This is a genomic window from Rhodothermales bacterium, assembly GCA_034439735.1.
GTDB lineage: Bacteria > Bacteroidota > Rhodothermia > Rhodothermales > JAHQVL01 > JAWKNW01.
The window spans coordinates 11,690-31,779 of sequence record JAWXAX010000081.1; the positions used below are offsets into that span (position 1 = coordinate 11,690).

15 protein-coding genes are annotated in these 20,090 nt (G+C 61.8%); 8 read left to right on the forward strand and 7 right to left on the reverse strand.

From position 1 onward, the window contains the following. Positions 1–58 precede the first annotated feature (58 nt). A complete protein-coding gene (locus SH809_06635) occupies positions 59–1,666 on the forward strand; it encodes an outer membrane protein transport protein (protein MDZ4699362.1) in 1,608 nt (535 codons plus the stop codon). A gap of 82 nt (positions 1,667–1,748) precedes the next feature. Here the strand turns inward: SH809_06635 and mltG are convergent, their stop codons facing one another. The 3 genes from mltG to tsaD are packed head-to-tail and all read right to left on the reverse strand — an operon-like array spanning position 1,749 to position 4,219. Continuing rightward, positions 1,749–2,813, reverse strand: coding sequence for an endolytic transglycosylase MltG (gene mltG, locus SH809_06640; GenBank protein MDZ4699363.1), 1,065 nt, complete (start codon positions 2,811–2,813; stop codon positions 1,749–1,751). Beyond that, positions 2,813–3,178: a chorismate mutase gene (locus tag SH809_06645; GenBank protein MDZ4699364.1), complete on the reverse strand. Its 366-nt coding sequence runs from the start codon at positions 3,176–3,178 to the stop codon at positions 2,813–2,815. The genes mltG and SH809_06645 overlap by 1 nt, the downstream gene beginning before the upstream one ends. Positions 3,179–3,205: 27 nt before the next feature. Next, a complete protein-coding gene (gene tsaD / locus SH809_06650; protein ID MDZ4699365.1) occupies positions 3,206–4,219 on the reverse strand; it encodes a tRNA (adenosine(37)-N6)-threonylcarbamoyltransferase complex transferase subunit TsaD in 1,014 nt (337 codons plus the stop codon). Between the two features lie 249 nt (positions 4,220–4,468). Here tsaD and SH809_06655 point away from each other — a divergent pair, with 249 nt between their 5' ends. The 5 genes from SH809_06655 (at position 4,469) to SH809_06675 (ending at position 7,614) form a co-directional block, all read left to right on the forward strand. After that, positions 4,469–5,029, forward strand: coding sequence for a hypothetical protein (locus SH809_06655; protein ID MDZ4699366.1), 561 nt, complete (start codon positions 4,469–4,471; stop codon positions 5,027–5,029). A 131-nt stretch (positions 5,030–5,160) separates the two neighbouring features. Further along, positions 5,161–5,643 (forward strand): LytR C-terminal domain-containing protein, encoded by a 483-nt coding sequence (locus tag SH809_06660; protein MDZ4699367.1) that lies wholly within the window; start codon positions 5,161–5,163, stop codon positions 5,641–5,643. A gap of 7 nt (positions 5,644–5,650) precedes the next feature. Continuing rightward, positions 5,651–6,109: a ribosome silencing factor gene (gene rsfS, locus SH809_06665; GenBank protein ID MDZ4699368.1), complete on the forward strand. Its 459-nt coding sequence runs from the start codon at positions 5,651–5,653 to the stop codon at positions 6,107–6,109. A gap of 140 nt (positions 6,110–6,249) precedes the next feature. Continuing rightward, entirely contained in the window at positions 6,250–7,083 is an 834-nt protein-coding gene (locus SH809_06670; GenBank protein ID MDZ4699369.1) for a choice-of-anchor V domain-containing protein, read from the forward strand. A gap of 147 nt (positions 7,084–7,230) precedes the next feature. Next, entirely contained in the window at positions 7,231–7,614 is a 384-nt protein-coding gene (locus SH809_06675; protein MDZ4699370.1) for a DUF423 domain-containing protein, read from the forward strand. A gap of 7 nt (positions 7,615–7,621) precedes the next feature. On the opposite strand, the gene SH809_06680 is transcribed toward SH809_06675, so the two are convergent. From SH809_06680 to sprA, 3 genes are all read right to left on the reverse strand, one after another. Then, the gene (locus tag SH809_06680; protein MDZ4699371.1) at positions 7,622–7,978 is read right to left on the reverse strand and encodes a hypothetical protein; all 357 of its coding nucleotides are present in this window, start codon (positions 7,976–7,978) and stop codon (positions 7,622–7,624) included. A gap of 147 nt (positions 7,979–8,125) precedes the next feature. After that, a complete protein-coding gene (gene lipB / locus SH809_06685; GenBank protein MDZ4699372.1) occupies positions 8,126–8,902 on the reverse strand; it encodes a lipoyl(octanoyl) transferase LipB in 777 nt (258 codons plus the stop codon). Between the two features lie 101 nt (positions 8,903–9,003). Next, positions 9,004–17,031: a cell surface protein SprA gene (gene sprA, locus SH809_06690; GenBank protein ID MDZ4699373.1), complete on the reverse strand. Its 8,028-nt coding sequence runs from the start codon at positions 17,029–17,031 to the stop codon at positions 9,004–9,006. A 360-nt stretch (positions 17,032–17,391) separates the two neighbouring features. Here sprA and SH809_06695 point away from each other — a divergent pair, with 360 nt between their 5' ends. Further along, the gene (locus tag SH809_06695) at positions 17,392–17,904 is read left to right on the forward strand and encodes a nuclear transport factor 2 family protein (protein MDZ4699374.1); all 513 of its coding nucleotides are present in this window, start codon (positions 17,392–17,394) and stop codon (positions 17,902–17,904) included. Positions 17,905–17,987: 83 nt separating this feature from the next. Further along, positions 17,988–18,650 carry an SDR family oxidoreductase gene (locus SH809_06700; GenBank protein ID MDZ4699375.1) on the forward strand — a complete coding sequence of 221 codons (663 nt, stop codon included), beginning with the start codon at positions 17,988–17,990 and terminating at the stop codon, positions 18,648–18,650. Between the two features lie 74 nt (positions 18,651–18,724). On the opposite strand, the gene SH809_06705 is transcribed toward SH809_06700, so the two are convergent. After that, positions 18,725–19,915: a saccharopine dehydrogenase C-terminal domain-containing protein gene (locus tag SH809_06705; GenBank protein MDZ4699376.1), complete on the reverse strand. Its 1,191-nt coding sequence runs from the start codon at positions 19,913–19,915 to the stop codon at positions 18,725–18,727. Positions 19,916–20,090 lie beyond the last annotated feature (175 nt).

Genomic DNA, 20,090 nt, shown 5'->3' on the forward strand with positions numbered 1-20,090 from the left:
ACCCGAACCTCACCCTCGATTTCAAGTAATAAACCTGGATATTCGTATGGTACACGCCATGGTATCAACTCCCATACAGCGCGGGCGGCGTCAGCGCCGCGTTTCGGTCCTCGCGTTATCCGTCTTCGTGATGGGTGTGCTGGCAGGCTTCACGCGGCCGGCGGCCGCGCAGACGGTGGAGGATGCCTTGCTCTTTACCCAGCGCGGCCCGGCTACCGGCGCTCGCTCGATCGGGCTCGCTGGCGCTGGCATCAGCGGCATCGGGGACGTTTCGGCTTTCTACACAAACCCCGCCGGCCTGGGCTGGCTCCGCCAATCCCAATTCACGGGCGGACTGAACTTCCTCTCCGCAAAAGACGAATCGATCGTGGATCGGGATGGGTTCGATTCGGCCTTTGAAGACGACCTCACCAAGCAGCGCCTCGGAAACATCGCGGCCCTCTATCGGATGCCGACCCGCCAGGGCTCCTTTGTCATCGGCGCCTCGTTCCACCAGACCCAGTCGTACGACCGATCGCTCGGGTTCACCGGCCTGAACGCGGACGGATCGATCACGGATGTCCTCCTGCCGTTTTCGGATGAGTTCGAGGTGGAGGAGAATACGGATGGTTCGTTCTCACCGCGGTTCTTCGCCGATCTCCCCGAGATCGCGTATCTCGGAGGGGCCATCGAATTCCTCGGTGAGAATGTGGGTACCGCGAACGACCTCTTCTACCAGGCTGTCAACCCGGGTTCGACGATCGAACAAACCGGCGATGTCCTGCAGGAGGGCCGGCTTAGCGAACTCAGCTTCGGCGGCGCCATGGAGGCGGCAAAGGGCGTCATGGTCGGCGTCGGGCTGAACTTCTCCTTCGGTACGTACGAGTTCGATAGCGTGTTCGAGGAGTTCGACATCAACGGCGAAAACACGGAAGATCTGTACATCGTCTTCGATGGCGACCGCGAACTGCGCGGCTTCGATAGGGTAGCGTATGGCGAACGGTTTCAGTCGGAGCTGCTCGGCGCCAACCTGCGCATGGGCGTTTCGGCCGACGCCGGCGCCGGCCTGCGGGTGGGCCTCACCCTGGAGACGCCGACCTTTTATCGAGTGGATGAGGACTTCGACACAATCATCACTACCGACTTCGATAACGGCGCGACCCTTTCGTACGGCGGCCAGTCGGACGATATCGGTCGCGGCACCTTCGAATATGACATCACCACGCCCTGGCGGTTTGGCGCCGGCCTGGGTTACTCGAACTCCGGCTTCAACATCATGGGCGACGTAGAATTCATCGACTGGTCGCAACTCGACATGGCCGCGGCGACCGATCAGGACTTCTTCGACGACCTGAACCGATCCATCCGCGACAACTTCCAGCCCGTGATCAACACCCGTGTGGGTCTGGAATACCAGTTCGAGGATTTCCGTGTCCGCGGCGGCGTCGCCTTTTATCCGGACCCCATCGACGCCGGCATCCGCAGCGACGAGGCCACCTCGGTCGATCGCGCGAGGACGTACATTTCGGCCGGCTTTGGCTATCGGTTCTCCAACAAGCTGGAGGTCGATTTTGGGTGGATGCAGGAGCGTCAGGACGACCTCTACCTGCCTGACTTCGTCGACTACTCCGTCCAGGAGACGGTCCGTCGCGACCAGTTCCTCGTCGGGCTGAACATCCTACTCTAGGCAGGCCTTCGTCGGAGTTTTTGACGGGTTGATCGCCTTTGCTTTTTGTTCAAGCGAAGAGGCGATCAACCCGTCACCATTTTTACTTACCGGTACTTTCCAGCGCCTGTTGTTCGAGCGCCTGCTGGCGTCGACGTTCGCGCATGAGATTATGGAAGTTCTGCGAGGCGCGGCGATGTTCGCCTAGGGTGCGGGTGAAGGCGTGGCTTCCGTCGCCGAGGGCTACGAAGAACATGTAATCGTGGCTTTCCGGAGCGATCACTGCTTCGATGGAGGAGCGTGACGGGTTATTGATCGGGCCCGGGGGTAGGCCTCGAAACGTGTAGGTATTGTAGGGATGATGGAGCTGATAGTCCCTGAAAAAGAGCCGCCGCCGCTGGCCTTCGATCTGGAGCAGGGCGTACTGGATAGTGGGGTCCGCATCGAGCCGCCATCCCTGCCGGAGCCGATTCAGGTAAACACCGGCGACCCGAGGCTTTTCCGGCACGTGATTCGTCTCCCATTCAACGATCGAGGCTACCGTGAGCACATCGTCGACCGATAACTTCTGACGAGCCGCCGCCGCACGCATCTCCTCGGAGACGAATTGGTCGAACTCCCCCTTGATTTTTTTGACCACCGAACGGGCGTCGGAAAGCCAGTAGACAAAGTAGGTTTCCGGCAGCATATAGCTGAACAGTCGCGTGGTGTCCGTATTCAGTTCGGCGGCGAGGGCCGGATCGCGGAGGGCCTGGAGGAAGTCCTCGGGTGGGAAGTAGAGCCGGCTGGCGACCGCTTCGGCGACGACCTGTGGGCGCGAACCGGGGGGGACGGTGATGCGTACGGGCGCCTGGAGGCCGCGCCGGAGGACATCCAGCAGGTCGCGGTTCGAGCGGCCGGCTTCGAAGAGGTAGTGTCCCTCCTTGATCTGTTCCCCCCAGCCCGTGGCGGTAGCCATGAGATTAAACGTCCAGGGCCGTTCCAGTACGCCGGCCGCCACGAGCGAATCCTGCGCGGCGGCGAACGACGCGCCTGGAGGGATCTTGACGCTGCGTTCGCCATCAAACGCCGGCGTATTCGAGCCGAAAACGACCCAGTAGCCGCACACAGCGCCTGCGACGAACAGGATCGTCAACGACAGCAGGGCAATCATCAGCTTCTTCCTCATCACTCGTCAACGTTGGGTTTTTCCTGGTAATGTTGGCGTTCCTGGGCTCGGGATTCGTCTATGATACGCTCGAACAGGCGCCGCGCGGCCTCGTTCGACAGGGGACCGGCGTTGTGTTGAAGCACATTCTGGATGACACGTTCCTCGCGCCGGGGGTCGTAGACGCCGGCACCGTGGACTTTTTTAATCTGCCCGATCGCATTGGCACAGACGACCCGCTCATTCAGCAGACACATGATGGCGCGGTCCAGCGCGTCGATGCAGTCCCGCCACGGCCCGATGTCGTCCATCGTCGGGGATGGCGGCGTCGCGGGGCGTCCGCCGGCGAGGGGAGCCAGCAGCTCTTGCACCGTTTCGGTAACCATGAGTTTCTGAGGGATCAAAGGATGCGCTCAGACCGATAGATCGGGCGCAGCGGTGAGGGTGAGCGGGCTGTGGAGGCCGGCGATATGCTTGTAGTAGCCCGTAATCGCGATCATGGCCGCGTTGTCCATGCAATACGCCAGTGGAGGAATGTACAGCGAAAAACCGTGAACCGCCGCGGCTTCGTGCGCCGCTGCACGCAACGCGCTGTTGGCCGACACGCCGCCCACAAGCGCCACGTGGCGTATTCCTGTTTCGGCAACCGCGTCGCAGACGGCGGCGATGAGTACGTCGACAATGGCGCGCTGAAACGACGCGCACAGGTCGGCCAGGTGCGAGGCCAGGAAGACGGCGCGCTCCTGCGGCGAAAACGCGTTCAGAAAATACAGGACCGAGGTTTTGAGTCCGCTAAACGAGAATTCGTACCGCCCGAGCCGAGGCCTGGGAAAGGCATGGAACGCGGGGTCCCCATCGCGCGCGATGCGATCGATTTCAGGGCCGCCCGGATAACCAAGGCCAAGCAGTTTGGCCACCTTGTCGAAGGCTTCGCCGGCCGCGTCGTCGCGTGTCTTTCCGAGCATCCGGTGTGAAAACCCTTCCTCGACAACCATCAGTTGCGTATGACCACCGGAGACGATCAGACAGAGGTAAGGAAACGGGGGGGCCGGGGGGGTAATCCGGGCCGAATAGATATGACCCTCCAGGTGATTGACACCGATCAGCGGGATGCCCAGGCCGAGCGCCAGCGTCTTGGCGAAACTGAGCCCCACCAGTAGGGAGCCGGCCAGCCCCGGCCCATAGGTCACGGCGACAGCGCCCAGGTTTGCCGGCCGCACCCCCGCCTCGTCCATCGCTGCCTGCACGATCGGTACGATCAGCTGCTGGTGAGCGCGCGACGCGAGCTCGGGCACGACTCCGCCAAATTGAGCGTGGACCCACTGGGAGGACACCACGCTGCTCAGGAGCGTCGGCCCGTCGACAATGGCCGCGGCGGTATCATCACACGAGGTTTCGATGCCGATAAGGATCGGAGAGGTCGCCATACGAAAAGGGATTACGCGTTCGTTCCTGGTGAACGGTATCGAGGAAAAGGCGCTTACGACGGTCCCGGAGGCCGCTGCTTAATCTCGGTATCGAAACTACCGATTGTGGGGAGACGGGCGCAAGTTGCCAGAAAATTCGCGTACGCCATCTGAGAGAACAAAAGCGGCCCTGTGCGGTAGTTGAAATCGATGGGAACGTAGCGTATACTACAGCCCGTCACCAACCCAACGTAAAGCGGAAAGCTTGCTATGCGTAACCTGCTCACTCTTGCCTGCCTCATTGTATTGTTGGGCGTTGTCGCCCCGGCGCAAGCTCAGTTGCGAGAGACGGCGCTCGATCAGCGCGCCTCGACGCGGCTGTACGACACGCATAAGTCGGGATTTACGCTGAACCAACTGTTCGACAAGTCCCATTTTCGGATGAGCCAGTCGGCCGAATTTTCTGCCGGATCGTACGGCGGCCAGACGATGTCGATGGGCATGTTTACCAATAGCATGATGTGGCAGTTCAGTTCGAAGCTGGCCGCCCGGGTGGACATGAGCGTGGCCTATTCGCCCAACGCCGGCACGCTCAACAGCAGCCAATTTGGAGGAGGCCAGTCCGGCGATGCCCGGGTGTTCCTCCGCAATGCCGAGGTGGCCTATCGCCCCTCCGAGAATGTTCAATTACACCTTTCGATCCGCCAGAACCCGTATGGATCGTACGGGAGCCCGTACGGCCACTACAACCCTTACGGGTACGGTTCGAGAAGCCAGATGGGCTTCTACCGTGGGTCGGACGATCTTTTCTGGAACGACAACGGACGTTAAGCGCGGTCTTTTTACGATCTGCGCTCATGCTGAATCGATTGTTCGAAGAAGCGCGGCATATCCGGCGACGGATATGCCGCGTTTTGTTCGTCTAAGGTCAGTCCGAGCTTCGCTCCACAGGGTATGTTTCGATGGCTGAACCCGGTATCACACCAACCACCCCGGATCCAAACGGGCCTCCTCAGAGCGCCCTCAACGTCTCGCTCATCGTGTTGGGGGGGGCCGTGCTGATCCTGTTGTTCTCGCTACTTACGAGGCTCCTGTTCCCGGCTTCAGATCCGGCGCGGGAAGACAATCCAGGCCACTTTGTCGGGCAGGTACTCCAGGTAGAGGTACGAAACGGGTGTGGGGTGTCGGGCCTGGCATCGACGATGACAACCTATTTGCGCCGGCGCGGGTTTGATGTGGTTGAAGTGGGCGACTCTCCCGATTTCGACCAGGAGTTCACGATGGTGTACGACCGCGTTGGAGACCTCGAAGCCGCCCGGAAACTCGCCCAGGCCATTGGCATCCCCGAGGAACGGGTCGTCCAGGATATCAACCCGGAAGAATTTCTAGACGCCAGTGTCGTCATTGGCAACGATTACGCGACCCTGAAGCCTTTTCAAGAGTAACGCCCCTATGCCCGCTAAAAAGATCGAACTACTTCCCAAACGCACGCCTGAAAAGAAGCGAACCACGCACGCGCCAGTACGCCAACTCGCCGAGCTGGCCGTAGAGGGTATCCTGTCGAAGAAAGGGGAGCACATCGTCTTGATGGATATGCGGGCGGTGAGCGGTATTGCCGATCTGTTCGTGGTATGCACCGGCACCTCCGATATGCAGATCAAAGCGATCATGGATGCGATCGAGGATGCGATTCGAGAAGGCACGGGCGAGCGCCCCTGGCATGTGGAGGGCTCCAATGGCCTCCAATGGGTATTACTCGACTACGTCGATATGGTGCTACACGTTTTTAACCCTGAAAAACGTGCGTTCTACGATCTGGAGCGCCTGTGGGGCGATGCGCCAATGGAACGGGTGCCGGATGACGCCGACCACCCCGCGATCGCGCTGTTGAAGACATTTGATCCGGCGTAAGGAGGATTGACGTTGGCCGGCGAGATGGCTGGATGGTATGGGTTTTGTAAATGGAGTGGGCTCACCCCTCCCTCCTCGCCTGTTCCCTCCACGCGAGGCGATCCCATCGCTTCTGGCCCCCCATCTTCCGCTGCTACGCCATGAAACGACGTTTTATAGCCCTTCTTCCTCTCGCTGCGTTTGTCCTCTATCCGCTCGTCGCACATACGGACAAAGACGGCGCTGAGGCCCGACGAACCGGGGCGCCCGGTAACGACACCTGCGCCACAAGTGGTTGTCACGATGATGGTACACCCAATTCCGGACCGGGGTCGGTCACTGTTTCGGCCTCTACTTCAGGCCCATTTGCGCCGGGAGATACCGTCGAGTTCACCGTTACCGTCGCCGAAACGGGCTTGAGTGTTTTTGGCTTCCAGGCGACCGTTAAGAAAGCCAGCAACTCGGGTAACACCGGCCGGCTCCTCCTCGCGCCGAATACCGAATACTCGGACGCCATCGGGGATTACATAACGCACAGCAAGGTGCTCGAAAGTAACAATACGGGCTCCTGGACCTTGCGCTGGGTGGCGCCGGACACGAATCCGGGGGATGTGATCATCTACGCGGCCGGCGTGGCCTCAAATGCAAGTGGGAGTCGATTTGGTGATAAAGTCTATACTTCAAGCACAACGCTCCCAGTCCAGGTCGGCACAGAAGAGTCGGACACGATTCCGGGCTTCAACCTGATTTCTGCCTACCCCAATCCTGCCGTTTCGAACACAACCATTACGTACTCGGTTGATCGGTCCGAGACTATGGCGTTATCGGTCTACGACGCCCGCGGCCGTCGCGTGCTCCAAGAAACACTCGGCGCTCCTACGGCCGGGGCCCACCAGCACGTACTAGGCGTCGATGGACTGTCGAGCGGAGTGTATTTCTATGAGATCAGCACGCCGACACGCAAGGAGAGTAAGCCGCTCCTCATTATTCATTGACAGCGCCTACACAGCCAGGTCACTCAGCAACTGGTCGCTCAGCAACTGGTCGCTCACAAACTGGGATCCGGTTGCTTGCTGGAGAGGTTGACGGCGTATCGCGTCTGCGATGGGCCGAGCCCTGGTTGACCTTTCCGGAGAATAGTTATGGATATCCCTGCTGAGGCCCGAGTCTATGCTGGTACAGGCGCGATCCTGGCTGGAGTGGCCGTGATGGCCGGCGCCTTCGGCGCTCATGGCTTGCGCGATCTCGTGACGCCGGAACGGCTCGCGACGTTTGAGACGGCGGCCCGGTACCTCATGTACCACGGCCTGGCGCTTGTCGTGGTCGGATGGATGATGACCACCATGCCGCGTACCGGACTTACCTGGACCGCGCGCCTTTTCCTGGCCGGCTCGGCCCTGTTCTCGGGCAGTCTGTTCGCACTCGTCCTCTTCGATTGGCCCGCGTTGGGCATCGTCACCCCGCTTGGTGGGGTTGCGTTTATCGCCGGCTGGCTCGTACTGGCGAGAACGCTTCTGCGACGCTGAAGCCGGATCAGACGACCTCGTCTTCCTCGAAAAGCAGTGTTACGCTGGGAAGCAGGCCGCGCTCTTCGGCGAGCTTGAGCAGAGCGGCGGCGACATCATCGCCCGAGTCGAAGGTGGCGAATTCCTTGCTGTCCACGGCCAAGGCGTAGCCGATTTCGTCATCCCCCGCAGGGTCATAATCCTCCCATTTGATGGCTTCCTCGATCGCAAATGAACCATCTTCGGGAACGTAGGAGGCGATAAAGCTCTCACGGTTGGTGGCCGGATCGATCAGGCTCAGGTTGCCCAGCGCACCATACTCTTCGTCGTAGAAGAGCGATTCCGTGATCAAACGCAGTGCGAATTGCTTCAGATTGAAGGACATGGTGTGTACCTGCAGAAAGGTAACTGCTGGGAAGGGGAGCCGGTTACAAAGGCGATTAGCAGCTGTTCGCCCCGCGAACCGTTGCGTAAATTGTGGAGGCGAGTGACCCCTTACGGCTCCCGAAGGTTCCCACCTCCGGTGATGCAATTAGCGTGAAAGGAGGTCTGGGGCGAGCTCGGGGTCAAGGGATTGACCCAGAAACGACGCCAGGATGTCGTAGGCGCCGGCGCCGTCAGACACGTCGATGGTGGCGTTGAACCGCTCCGCGAAATGGGCCTCCAGGCGCTCGGCCACGCGCCCTTCGTCGACCGCGTGGCCGGCTTCGCGGGCCAACGACGTTACATCCCGATTGACGATGCCACACGGGATGATCCGAGAGAAGAAGGAGAGGTCAGTATTGATGTTAAGGGCCAGCCCGTGCATCGTCACCCATCGGCTACACCGGATGCCCATTGCGCAGATCTTACGCTCCCCGCCCCATTCATCCGCCGGCACCCAGACCCCCGTCCGCCCTGCCACCCGCTCGGCCGGCACCCCAAAATCGGCGCAGGAGCGTATCACGGCTTCCTCTAGTTCTCGCAAATACCGATGGATATCGGGGGTGAACCGGTCCAGGTCTAGGATCGGATATACAACAAGCTGGCCCGGCCCGTGGTACGTGATGTCGCCGCCTCGGTCGATGTGGTGGAAAGTTGCCCCCTGTGCCGCCAACTCCGCTTCCGTGGCCAGCAGGTGTTCAGGATTGCCGCTTTTGCCGAGGGTATACACGGGCGGATGCTCTACCTCCAGGATCACGTGCGGGATCGAACGGGGCGGCTCGGCCCGCTTGGCCTCAACGAGCCGCGTCTGGATCTGACGCTGCAACGCCCACGCCGGCGCATAGGGCACCCTGCCGAGCCGGCATATGAGGATGTGCTGGGGCACGTTGGTTGGCAAGTTGCAGGTTGGCAGGTTGCAGGTTGGCAGGTTGTGGGTTGGCAGGTTGTGGGTTACAAAGCAACTTGCCAACCTGTAACCTGCAACCATCAATTCTGAATACTCACCCGGATATTAAACGTCCCCTGGGTGGTCGTGGAGGATGGAATCCGGCTGTCGACGCTGTCGAATTTCTCGAAACGTAGGCGGAAGTCGCCGGACACGCGGGTGCTGAACTGGTAGGAGATCGTCGGTGCGATAGTGATTCGGGTCGATCCCGTGATCGGCACCTTGAAATCGCCTTCGAGGGCCTGGCCGAGATCGAACGCCTCGCCATTGTCGTACGATTCGATGGCGCTCACCAGCGCCTCACGTAGTGCGAGCCGCTGATCGTCGATGACGGCGCGGGCAAGCGTGAGACTGATGCTCATGCGGTTGTCGAGCTTCTTCTTGAAGAACGGGAGTTTGAGGCCGCGCTTCTGGTAGCTGGCCGTGAGGGTGATCTCGTTTGTTTTGCTTTCGTTGACGAGGAAGCTGGTTGTGCTGAGCGAGTAGGTGTTGCTGGCGTTCCAGGCAATGTTGGCCTGCATCTGGTTCTTGAACGCAAGGTCGAGCCCGACGAGCGGCTGGTACCGCTCGTTGATGCGGACGGCGCCGGCTTCCACGTTTGGGATCGGGAAGCGGATCTGCCGGCCGGCGAGTGCAAACGAGGCGGAGTCGCCCTCCGCCGCGAAGACGTTCGAGCGGTAGTCGGTCCCGTAATCCGCGCTATAGCCGTGGCGCAGGGTGGCGCTCTGGGCGAAGAACTGAAAAAGCGGCCAGTTGGAGAGGCCCGTGTAGTTGATGCGCCAGCCGGGCATCGGGAACGGGAGCAGGTTGAGACGGTCGACCGTTCCACCGCCGCGCAGATACGCGCCGAGGAAGTCGGATACCATGGTTTCGTTCGTCAGCAGCACGCGCCCGTCGCCGTTTTCATCGCCTACGATGCCGGGCTCCGTCGCGCGGTCCGCATCGGCGATGAAGGTGTTCAGCTGGCTGGAGAAAAAGTCGAGGTAGTTGGCGCCGAACGACCAGACGGACGACTTGTTGGTCCCGCGCTCGGTGACGGTTTCTTCGATCTGATCGATGCTGAGCGGGCGGAAGGTGAAGTTCTCATTTGTCCCCCAGTCGACACTCCAGGTGAGGTTGATCGTCATGGCCGTGCTCGGGTTGAGCGTGGTCTGTCCCTGGAGCCGGTTGTTCGTCGACAGGACATCCGTCACCTGCAGGTTACTCTCCACGATGCGGCTGTCGAGCGGGATCCGTTGGTCGAGGCCAAAGCGGTAGCGCATGGATGGCCCTCGGCCGCGTAGCAGGGCGTCGAAGAGGCTATAGTTTACGCCGACGTCCGTGATCTCGCCGCTCGAGTTGCGCAACGGCACGCCGACGTTGCTCGAGCTGGCACTGTTCGCCGAGGTGAAGGTGATGCTCAGATCTCGGATCCCGGTGACGGCCAAGACGCTCTTCCGCAGGAGCGGCAGCGGGCTCGGCAGCCGCAGCTTGAATCGTTTCCCGGCGGTTGTCGTGTCGACGGCCACACTGTCGACGGCCACACTGTCGACGGCCACACTGTCGACGGCCACACTGTCGGCGGCCATGCCGGCCATAACTTCGTCGGTCGTGTCGGCAGGCGCGGGTTGGCCAGGACGCGCCAGCGGGATGTCCTCGTCCTCCGGTGGTTCGATCGTCTCCGGGTCTGGCTCCGGCAGTGGAACGTCGGTCGCACTGGTGTCCGCCGGAACCACTACGCTAGTGTCGACCGGGGCCGCCATGCTCGTGTCGGCGGGCACGGCATCCGGATCGATGCCCTGCTCTTCCAGCGCGTTGCGGCGTGCTTTTTCTTCGTCCTCGAGGCGTTTTTCTTCTTCGCGCTGGAGCCTCAGCTCCTCCCGACGTGTGGCGCGGTCTTCCTTCCGTTTCGCCCGTGCAGCGTCCCGATCGCGTCGTTTCTGCTGGGCATCCGTCTCAGCCTGGCGCTGTTGATCCTCGAGCGTGGTATAGCCAGGAATGAGGCGCCATAACTCGACGGGCCGCAGGGTGAGGCCGCTCCGAATGCTCACCTGGCTACGAACGCTTGCTCCCGTATTACGGCCGGCGGCGGCATTTTGCCAGCCATAGGTCACCTGGTAAGTGAGCGGCTGGATGTTGATCCAGCTGAGCGCTTTCGTTTTCGAAAAATTGGGCTGAAAGGTGGCGTTGAATCGCTGGTTGTGCTGTTCTGGGCGCAACCCGTCGTCCTTCTGAAGCAGGCCGGCGAACGCGCTCCGAGCGGATACGATATCCAACTCAGGCACTTCAAACGCCGTCACTCCCACATCGGCCGCCTCGATTCCGAGTGCCGGGTTCGACACGGCATCGGCGATACGGAGATTGTTGTACACGGTATCGCGGTCGAGATCGATTACGCTGAATAACGTGTCCACGCCGAGTACGTTCAGGCTCTGGTTGGTGTCCGTGTCGAAGCTGAGGTTCAGGAAGCTGAACGGGTTGTACTGGAGGCTGAAGTTCTGACGGTAAGAGAACTGGTGCTGCTCGCGGACGGGATCGCGGGCGATCTCTTCGAGCGCGGACAGACCGAAGTCGGAACGGTCCTGCGTCTCCGAGAAGTTTCGCGTGGCCGTGGCCGAGGTATTCAGCGAGTTCGGCAGGTAGTTGAATCGAAGATCGCCGAGCAGCCCCACCACCGGAATCGGGTCCAGGAACCAGAACGGGCGCACGGTTTTGGGCTGGCGGACGGTGAGCCTATAAGCCAGGTTGCTCGTCCATCGCCACGAGTCGCGGAGCGACTGCGAGGGACTCCGCGCGTCGGTATCCGAATAGGAGTAGTTAAAGGAGATGCCGTCCACGAGGACGCGCATCACCGGGTTCTGCGAGTTCTGCTTCTGGATGCGCGCGGACAGCGATCGGGTGTACGAAAATTGCTGGGCGGCTTCGCGCGTTTCGCGGATACGGAGCGTGCGTTCCTCGGGTGTGAGGTCGTCGCGTCCTTCGATCTGCCCGATAATTTCCGTGAGCCGGACGTCGCCGCGGCTCGGGGCGAAGCGGGGGGTGGAGGTGTTGGACTGAACCTGGGCGGAGATCGGGATCGTGAGGCCGAAGCGCTCGGGCATGAGCTTGTCGAGGTTGAAGTCGCCGGCGACGCTCCAGTTGTCCACATCGTCCTGCTCGCGCTCCCCGAGCGTGCTTTCGAGTGAACCAAAGCCATCGGTTTGCCGGCGGAAGTTGGCTTTGAACCGCCCGACATCGGCCAGCTTCATGTCCAGATTGGCAAGGGCCGCCCAGCCGTTGGTTTCGTCGTACCCGGTGGCGCGGAGTTCGTTGACCCAGACGGTTACGTCATCCAGCACGTCGCCAACCTCGCCGACAGGCGCCTCGGGGTTGCGCACCCCGATCACCACCGTATTGACCTTCCCCAGCGAAGGTGTGCCGCGGATGCCGAGGCGGGTGCCGGGTGGTGCGAAGTTCTCGAGCCCCGGGATGAGCTGAATGCCATCCTGGACGTTCCAGAACACGCTGTCGGTGGGGAAAGGCACGCCTTCCGTACTCAGATAATCGTCGCGCGCGACCTTGAGCTGGTTGAGGGCTCCGAGGACGATGTTCACCCCGTTGAGGTCCAGAAATTCGTCGCCGAAGAGCTGGTTGGATTGCCAGAGGTCGTCCGCATTGCCCGAAGTGAGCTCGCTCGGGGTGAGCGGCTGCTCGTATTCGTAGTAGTCGTTGGTCTCGTTGGCGCCGAGGCGCACGAAGAGGCGCACCTTGTCGCGGGCTTCATCTTTAGGAAGCGTCGTCAGATCGATGCCGCCGGCCAATTCGCCGTGCATGTGCGTGAACATGCGCAGATTGGAGTATTTGAGCAGGTCGAGCGGCGTCGGATAGGTTTTGAAGATCGCCCGCTGGGCGCCGGGCAGCAGGTTTTCCGCGCGCAGGACGAGGGCCTGTTCCCGGGAGAGCTGCGTGTTGCCTGTCGCGAGACGGTTCTGGCTGATGACGGTGCCGTTCGGTGTCTTGTAGGTGTCGGCGTCTTCTTCGTTGTTGATGCTGGAGATGGTCAGGCGGGTGTTGTCGGACGGCGGCGTGACGCCCTCGAGCTCCGGCTGTTCGTCCACGTTCTCCGATTTCCGCCACTGGCTACCGACGAGGTCGATCGTGGCGAGCCGTATGGTGACCGGCGCCGCGTGGCCGGTCGTCCAGAGGCGGATGGACTCGATGAGGGTGAAATCCTGGATGTTGCCCACCTTACGCGTCGGCGCCTGGACGGGGATGCGGATCTGGTACCAACCCGTGGAGTTGCCGCCGGCGTCGGTGACGGCGCCAACGACGAAGTCGTTCAGCTCGGTAGGTTGCCCCAGGCGGTCGAGCTCGGCGCGGCTGAGGGGGACTTCGTACTGGAAATAGTCGTTCGAGACGTCGACGGTCGAGTTGAGGTTCAGGTCCTCGGAGTCGGGCACGCGGGCGTTGCCGCGTTTGGAGTCGGTGTTGTTGGCCAGTTTATTCTGGGCCTCGAAAGCATTTAACTCGCCGGCGGGGAAGTAGCGGGAGAAGCGCTGCTGAATGGAGGGTGTTTCGGGGAAAAACGCCGGGTTGCCGAAGAATAGACCGTTGTCGAAATAGTGATAGTCGTCGCCGGCGGGATCCGCGTCGATCCGGGCGAGCATCGCCTGGTACTCGGGATCTGGATTGCTGCGATCAAGCGAGGCGAGGTAGTTGGCGAAGACGACCTGTTCGGTGGCGAGGGGGTCGTAAGACGCGGGGTCGTAGGAGGCGAGGCCGTCCAGGCCGAGGTCCTCGGTGCGGTTATTCTGGACGTTGATGATGTTATCCGGCGTGACGGACGGGAGCCGGCCCCACTGGTCGGGCGAGGACCCGAGGGTGGCCGTGGAGAGGCCGTCTTCGTTGTTCAGCGCGCCGTTGGGAAGCACATCTTCAGAAATCGAACCGAGATCGACGAATAGCTTGGCGTCTACGCCGGTGTCGTTCTGGCCTTCGGGGAAGACGCGGACGATAAACTCGACGAACTCGATGTTCTTCAGGTTGAAGTCGTTGAACCCTTCGGGCAAGCGCTGGGTCATGCCGCCCCAGGCATCCTGGGGTTGCTGGAAGAAGGTGTTGAGATCGCGATTGAAGTTGTACGGGCCTCGCTCGCGGGGGTCGAAATAGAGGTCCAGGGTGGACTGGGTGCGGTCGACTTCGCCTCGGGTGTCGCGTTCGGGGAAGACGTCGTTGATCTGCACGATACCGACAGCCGGGTCGGTGTCGGGGTTGCTCGAAATGCTGCCGAGCTGGTTGCGTGTGTTGATGTTGAGCTGGTACCAGGCGAGCGTGCCGCGCCAGTTGGTTCGAAGGGAGTCCTGCTGGGTACGTGGCAGCCCCGGGATGGGCTCGGCGGCGGGTCGGATGGAGTCGGGCGGGGCGCTGAGGCGCCAGGGGCCGGCCTGTTTGAGGGAGAACGTCGTCTCGAAACCCTCGAAGTCGTCGATGTACGAGATACCGGAGAGTTCGTCGCCCTGGAAGTCGCGACCCTCTTCCCGAAGCTGGCTCCGGCTCCGGCGGAAGGCGCTGGTCTGCGCGCTGCCGGGGCGGAGCTGGGCGAACTCGCCCGTGACGTTGAGCTGGCTCGCTTCGCGGGTCTGAATGAACGGCAACCAGTCAAGCGCGCGCGTCATCCAGCGCGGTTCGAGATTCAGGTTGCCGTCGAGGCCCCAGATCGTGTTCGAAATAGGCTCCTCGCCAAGGCGGAATTTATCCACGGGCGACTTCTGACTGAGCCGCATGATCGTCGTGCCAACGTTGAGCTTATCTTCGAATTCGTAAAAGGCGCGTGCGCCGAGAAGGGTTTTCTTCTGGATGTTGAAGAAGGAGTTCTGCTCGTATTCGATCTCGATATTGCGGCCGGCGGTGAGGAAGGCCGGGTTGGTGATGCTGACCGTGCCGCCCTGGTAGTCGACCACGTAGTCGGTCCCTTCGGCGAGCGGCGTCCCGCCGGCGGTGACGCGGACGGAGCCCTCGATGAGGCCGGAGAACGCCCGCAGGTCATAGAAGTCCTGTACCGCACCTTTGTACGAACCACTGACGGCGTAGACGTCGAGCTGGGTGTCGCGCCGCGCGTTTTCCTTTTTCTGGCTATATAGGCTGGAGAATACGAACTTATTTTTGGCTTCTGTGCGGGCGGTCTCATCGCTGATCGTCTGGTCGATCACCTCATCGACGCGCTGGCCGAAGGGTTCGAGGTAGGGGAAGATGAGGAGGCCGGCGCCGGGGTCGATCGTGTAGTTGACGAGGTAGTCGAACCGGTCGTCCGGCTGCGACGACTCGTCGGTATTCAGCCGGTCCAGGCCGAGGATCTGAAGGAGCGTGCGGGTGCCGCCGACGCTGGGGAGCGTTTTGGAGGAGGGCTGGCCCGGGGCGTCGTAGAAGACCTGGAGTTCGAACTCGTTTGGGTTGATGCCGCGGCCCTGGAGGCGGTAGATGTTGCGCATCTCCAGGTACCAGGCGGAGGGATCGAAGCCTTCGGTCGGGTTGGGCTGGCGCAGGTTGGTCCCGCGCAAGAGTTTGAGCACGAGGCGCTCGTCGCTGTCGGGCTTATCGACGGCGAATTCGCCGACCTGGAAGACGCGGCCGTTGGCCTGGTAGCGAAAGGCGATGGCGAGGGCCTCGCTTTCCTGAAGGCGCGAGGTGAGGGTGACGTAGCCGAGGGCGTCGTCGAAGGTATAATCCCGTCCGGGTTCGAGCTTTTTGAAGAAGTCGCCGGTCTGGTAGTCGGACGCTTCGAGGCCGAGTTGTTCGATGAGTTCAGGGGTAAGCGTCGTCTCTTCGTAGGCGTCGATCTCGGTATTGGGGAGGACGGTTCGGGTGTAGGCGCCGGCTTCCTCACGCGTGGCCGGCTCCTCGCCGAGGTCGACGACGGAGATGACCTTACGCAACTCCAGGTTTTCCGGGCTGGCCGGCTGGAGTTTCCAGAGCTCGATGTCGGTGATGCGTTCGAAGCCGTCGGCGACGGTGATGAGGGGCGGTTCGGCGAGCGCCGGCTCCCAGCGGTTGCGGAAGTAATACGAGAGGAAAAAGTGGGTTCTTTCGTCGTAATCCGTCGGGCGGAGATCAAACGTCACGCTCTCCGAGCCGCCGTCGATGCTGAGGCTGCTCGACTGGCCCTCTTGCTGGCTGACGACGGTCTGGAACTGGATGCCGCCGAGCTGAAACTCGCTCTTGATGCCAAAGAGGCTCTGGCCGCCACGGATGAGGGAGGAAGGCGTCTGGAGGAATACGTTGCCGGCCTCGATGTTTTTGATGATGTCGTCGTCGTAGCCCTGGTACTGGAGTTTGAGCTGGTTCTGGTAGTCGAAGTCGCGCTCGGTATCCCAGTTGACGTCGATCCGCATTTTGTCGCCGATGGAACCGACGATGCCGAGGCGGAGGTCCTGCCGGAATTCGGGGTCGACCTGGGTTTCGCGGCCGGTGATGGCCGTCTGCTGGTCGCTCTTGCGGATATTGAAGCCGGCGTTGATGTTGGCCTGGCCGTTGACGCGGAGGTCGATGTCGGTGGTGCCGAAGATGGTCGAGAACGCGCTTTCGCGCCCACCGGGGACGTTGAAGTTGAAGCCGAACCCACCGCGGCCCTGTTCCTGGCGGCGGCGCTGGGCGTTTTGTTCAGCCAGGCGGCGGAAGGTGGTGGTAGTGCTGGATTCGAGCCGGCGGGCGCGGTATTGTTCGATGGTGAGTTCGACCGGGATGCGCACATCTTCTTCCCCCACCCGTTCGCGCACGATGTAGCGCATTTCGGTGGAATCGAGCTCGATTTCGTGGCGCCAGGCGGCGCCGAGTTTCGTCGTGAGGGGGCGTCGTTCCCGGGGAAACAGGGCGGCGTACCGGTGCGGATCGGAGAAGCGGGGGAGGTATTTTTTGGCCAGGCGGGTGGTATCGGCGTCGAGCGAATCGAGCGACGTGGTATCCACGGCCACGCTATCGGTGTCGGCGGCCGCGTAGGGACGGTCGATGCGTAGCGCACTCAGGGTGTCGCTATACGTGGCCGCGGCGCTGACGAACACAGCCAGCAACCCCGTGGCGCAGCCGAACAACACGGCAAGCACCTTCAGAGGATGCATGGACGATGCACGAGACCCTGCACGTAGAGACCCTGCACGTTGGGACGAGGCGGTTGGGGCGGTCCTGGATCGCACGATGGTAATCGTACCTGGTTAATCCTACTGGCAACACACAACAGCGGGCAGAACGGAGGTTCTGGTAATTACCCGCGGTGTTTTTACATTGTAGTATCGAGACGTACGATAGGCGATCTTCGCTGGACTGACAGAGGGGATCGACGCCGGGGAAGTACACACGCCCGGGGGCTCTTCGAGAGCCGGGGGCGGGCTTCCCGCACGTTTTTGCGTCAGGTGAAGTAGTACAAGGCTTCTCTTTTTTTGTTCTGCACCCTTTTTTCCAGCCTCAAAACGTTTATGATCATGGTGTTTTTGCGCCCCATTGCCGCCCGGTGGAAGGGCCCATTCCGTGTATCGTTCATCCCGCCGGTGCTGCTGGCCGGGTGGCTGTTGGCAGCCGTCGGCTGTACGCCGCCGGCTTCGCGCCCCTATGACGAAACGGCCGACCGCGCCGCCATCGATCGGCTATTGACCGATCAAGTGGAGGCCTGGAATGCCGGCGACATCTCGCGGTTCATGGAAGGTTACTGGGCGAGCGATTCGTTGCGGTTTGCCTCCGGCGGCACGGTGCAGCAGGGTTATCAAACCACCATGGACCGCTATTACCGCGCGTACCCGGACCGGCAGACGATGGGCACCCTCGCCTTCACGCTGGAAGACGTTCGCATCCTTTCGCCCGAATGGGCTACGGTATTTGGTCGATTTCATCTCGCCCGGGACCCGGCCATCGGCGACGCCCGGGGCCTATTCACACTCATGTTCCGCAAATTCCCGGAGGGCTGGAGGATCGTGAGCGACCACACGTCTTCTGAATAAGGGTTCGAGGTTTAAGGTTCGATGTTCAATGTGTTCTTTCCTTAAACCTTGAACCTTGAACCTTAACCCTTAAACCGTATCTCATGCCCGACTTCTTAACCGGCCGCGTCATTGTGGTCACTGGCGCCGGCGGCCGCCTGGCCGGCCATATCCTCCATGCCCTGGCTCTTGAAGGGGCCAAATCGGTGGCGATAGAGCGACCCGGCAAGCCGGCGGTGGCCGGCGCGGGGACGACGTATTTCGCGGACGTGTCCGACGAACGCGCCGTCGAGCAGGTGTTCGCCGAGATCCATTCCGCGCACGGGCGCATCGATGGGCTGGTGCATACGGCCGGGGGATGGGATGGCCGCCCCTTAGCCGAGACGTCCCTGGCGCAATGGGATGCGCAACTGGTGGCCAACCTCACGACGGCGTTTCTGTGTTTTCGGGAGGCTATACGCCACATGGGCGACGGGGGCGGACGCCTTGTCGCGATCGCGTCGGCGCAGGGGGCGGACAGCGGCGTGGCCGAGCAGGCGGCGTATTCCGCGGCCAAGGCCGGCGTCGTGCGGTTGGTGGAAGCCGTGGCGGCCGAATACAAACCGCGCGGCCTCTACGCCTTCGCACTGGCGCCGTCGACCATTTTATACGACGGCGCGCCGGGCCCCGGCGTCCCGGCCGACGATCTCTCGCACCTGTGTATCGATCTCTTTCGCCCCGAGGCGCGTTCGATGAGTGGGAGCGTGGTGCGGGCGTACGGGATGTAGGAGATTACACATCATCGATTAAGAATTAATGGGTGGCGCGGACCGTGTCTGTGGTCCCTTGGTCCCTGTAATGCTTAATGTGTGATTGGTAATGATTCTTTCATCGCCACATCCGCATGCCCTTCCAACCAGCGGGTGCTGATCTCGAGACCGCGTTCGGCGAGGGCCTGCAGGAACGTGTGGGCGGGCACGACCAGTTCGGCCGGCGCGGCGCCGCCGCCGGGCATTTTGCGGCCGGCGAGCAGGCAGGCGATAGTGGCTGTCGGGATACTCGTGCAGCGCTGGATGGCGGAAAGGCCGCTGGCATCGTCGAAGTGGTCCACCATCTCGTAAATGAGCGTTTGATCCCGGCCATCCTTGAAGCCGCAGATCATCACCCGCATCAGCACGGCGTCTTTGTAAGCGCCGCCTAGCCGGCTGCGGAGCCGGCGGACGAGCACGTCGCGGTAGGTCAGATGCGTCCGGGCGTCGATCTTCTGCGGCTCGGCAAATCCCAGCCCGAGGATGAATCGCATCTGGTTGGCGTGGCCGGGCCAGCGGATGGTCTTGTGATCCAACGTGACGATGCGGCCCGAGAAATCATCTACCAGCGATGCATAGCCGCCCGTCGTGCTGAACGCCTCCATGGTCTGGAAGGGCTCCGGGAAGTGGATCTGTTCGTCGTGGGTGAGGGGGGCGACCGTTTTGACCTCACCGTTTTCGATGACCTGGACCGGGAGTGTGTAGTCGTCCAGAATTTTCTCGGCGGACCACGAGAGGCGGAAGTTGAACGGGGGCTCGGGGTGCATCGGGACGTCTCCGACGCGGATATGGACGGCTTTTACGGAATCAAAATACGCGATGCCCGTTCGGCTCAAGATGTTGACCAGGCCGGGGGCGAGCCCGCAGTTGGGGACGACCCATACGGATTTGCTCTGGGCTTCGGCGTTCAGGGCGAGGATGGCGCGCGTCGTGTCGTCGTCGCCGCCGAGGTCGCAGAAGTGGACGCCGAGGTCCAGGCACAGACGCGCCAGTTGCGGGTTGAGGCGTGGCGGTACGCACCCAATCGCGACATCACATCCCATGAGGATGGACGACAGGATGCGCGGGTCGCGGGCGTCGCTCTGGTAGGAGCGCAGTTTGGGACTATCGATCCGATCGTGCAGCTCCTGGAGCAGGCGGGCGTGGGAATCGCAAATTTTGATCTGCGCGACGTCCGCCCGCGTGCACAGATCGGAAGCGATAGCCGAGCCAATCGCGCCGGCGCCGATGACGGCAATTTTCATGGGATGCTCAGGTACAAACGAAAAGGATTCCGGTCGATGCGAGACGCCTGCATGGTGTCGCCCGATGGGTGTCCGTCGAGAAACCGTTCCCACGGAAGAACGGAACCGCAGTTCCCAACCGGCTCCGCCGACCGCAATGTTCACCGGGTGTTAACGTGGCCCCCCATCGCAACCC

Excerpts from the sequence above, each read along its gene's own strand:
- SH809_06670 (MDZ4699369.1), top strand. The coding sequence starts at position 6,250 with ATGAAACGACGTTTTATAGCCCTTCTTCCTCTCGCTGCGTTTGTCCTC.
- SH809_06655 (MDZ4699366.1), top strand. The coding sequence starts at position 4,469 with ATGCGTAACCTGCTCACTCTTGCCTGCCTCATTGTATTGTTGGGCGTT.
- SH809_06675 (MDZ4699370.1), top strand. The coding sequence starts at position 7,231 with ATGGATATCCCTGCTGAGGCCCGAGTCTATGCTGGTACAGGCGCGATC.
- SH809_06695 (MDZ4699374.1), top strand. The coding sequence starts at position 17,392 with ATGGTGTTTTTGCGCCCCATTGCCGCCCGGTGGAAGGGCCCATTCCGT.
- SH809_06645 (MDZ4699364.1), bottom strand. The coding sequence starts at position 3,178 with ATGGTTACCGAAACGGTGCAAGAGCTGCTGGCTCCCCTCGCCGGCGGA.
- SH809_06660 (MDZ4699367.1), top strand. The coding sequence starts at position 5,161 with ATGGCTGAACCCGGTATCACACCAACCACCCCGGATCCAAACGGGCCT.
- SH809_06705 (MDZ4699376.1), bottom strand. The coding sequence starts at position 19,915 with ATGAAAATTGCCGTCATCGGCGCCGGCGCGATTGGCTCGGCTATCGCT.
- SH809_06635 (MDZ4699362.1), top strand. The coding sequence starts at position 59 with ATGGTATCAACTCCCATACAGCGCGGGCGGCGTCAGCGCCGCGTTTCG.
- mltG (MDZ4699363.1), bottom strand. The coding sequence starts at position 2,813 with ATGAGGAAGAAGCTGATGATTGCCCTGCTGTCGTTGACGATCCTGTTC.
- SH809_06700 (MDZ4699375.1), top strand. The coding sequence starts at position 17,988 with ATGCCCGACTTCTTAACCGGCCGCGTCATTGTGGTCACTGGCGCCGGC.
- SH809_06680 (MDZ4699371.1), bottom strand. The coding sequence starts at position 7,978 with ATGTCCTTCAATCTGAAGCAATTCGCACTGCGTTTGATCACGGAATCG.
- rsfS (MDZ4699368.1), top strand. The coding sequence starts at position 5,651 with ATGCCCGCTAAAAAGATCGAACTACTTCCCAAACGCACGCCTGAAAAG.
- sprA (MDZ4699373.1), bottom strand. The coding sequence starts at position 17,031 with ATGCATCCTCTGAAGGTGCTTGCCGTGTTGTTCGGCTGCGCCACGGGG.
- tsaD (MDZ4699365.1), bottom strand. The coding sequence starts at position 4,219 with ATGGCGACCTCTCCGATCCTTATCGGCATCGAAACCTCGTGTGATGAT.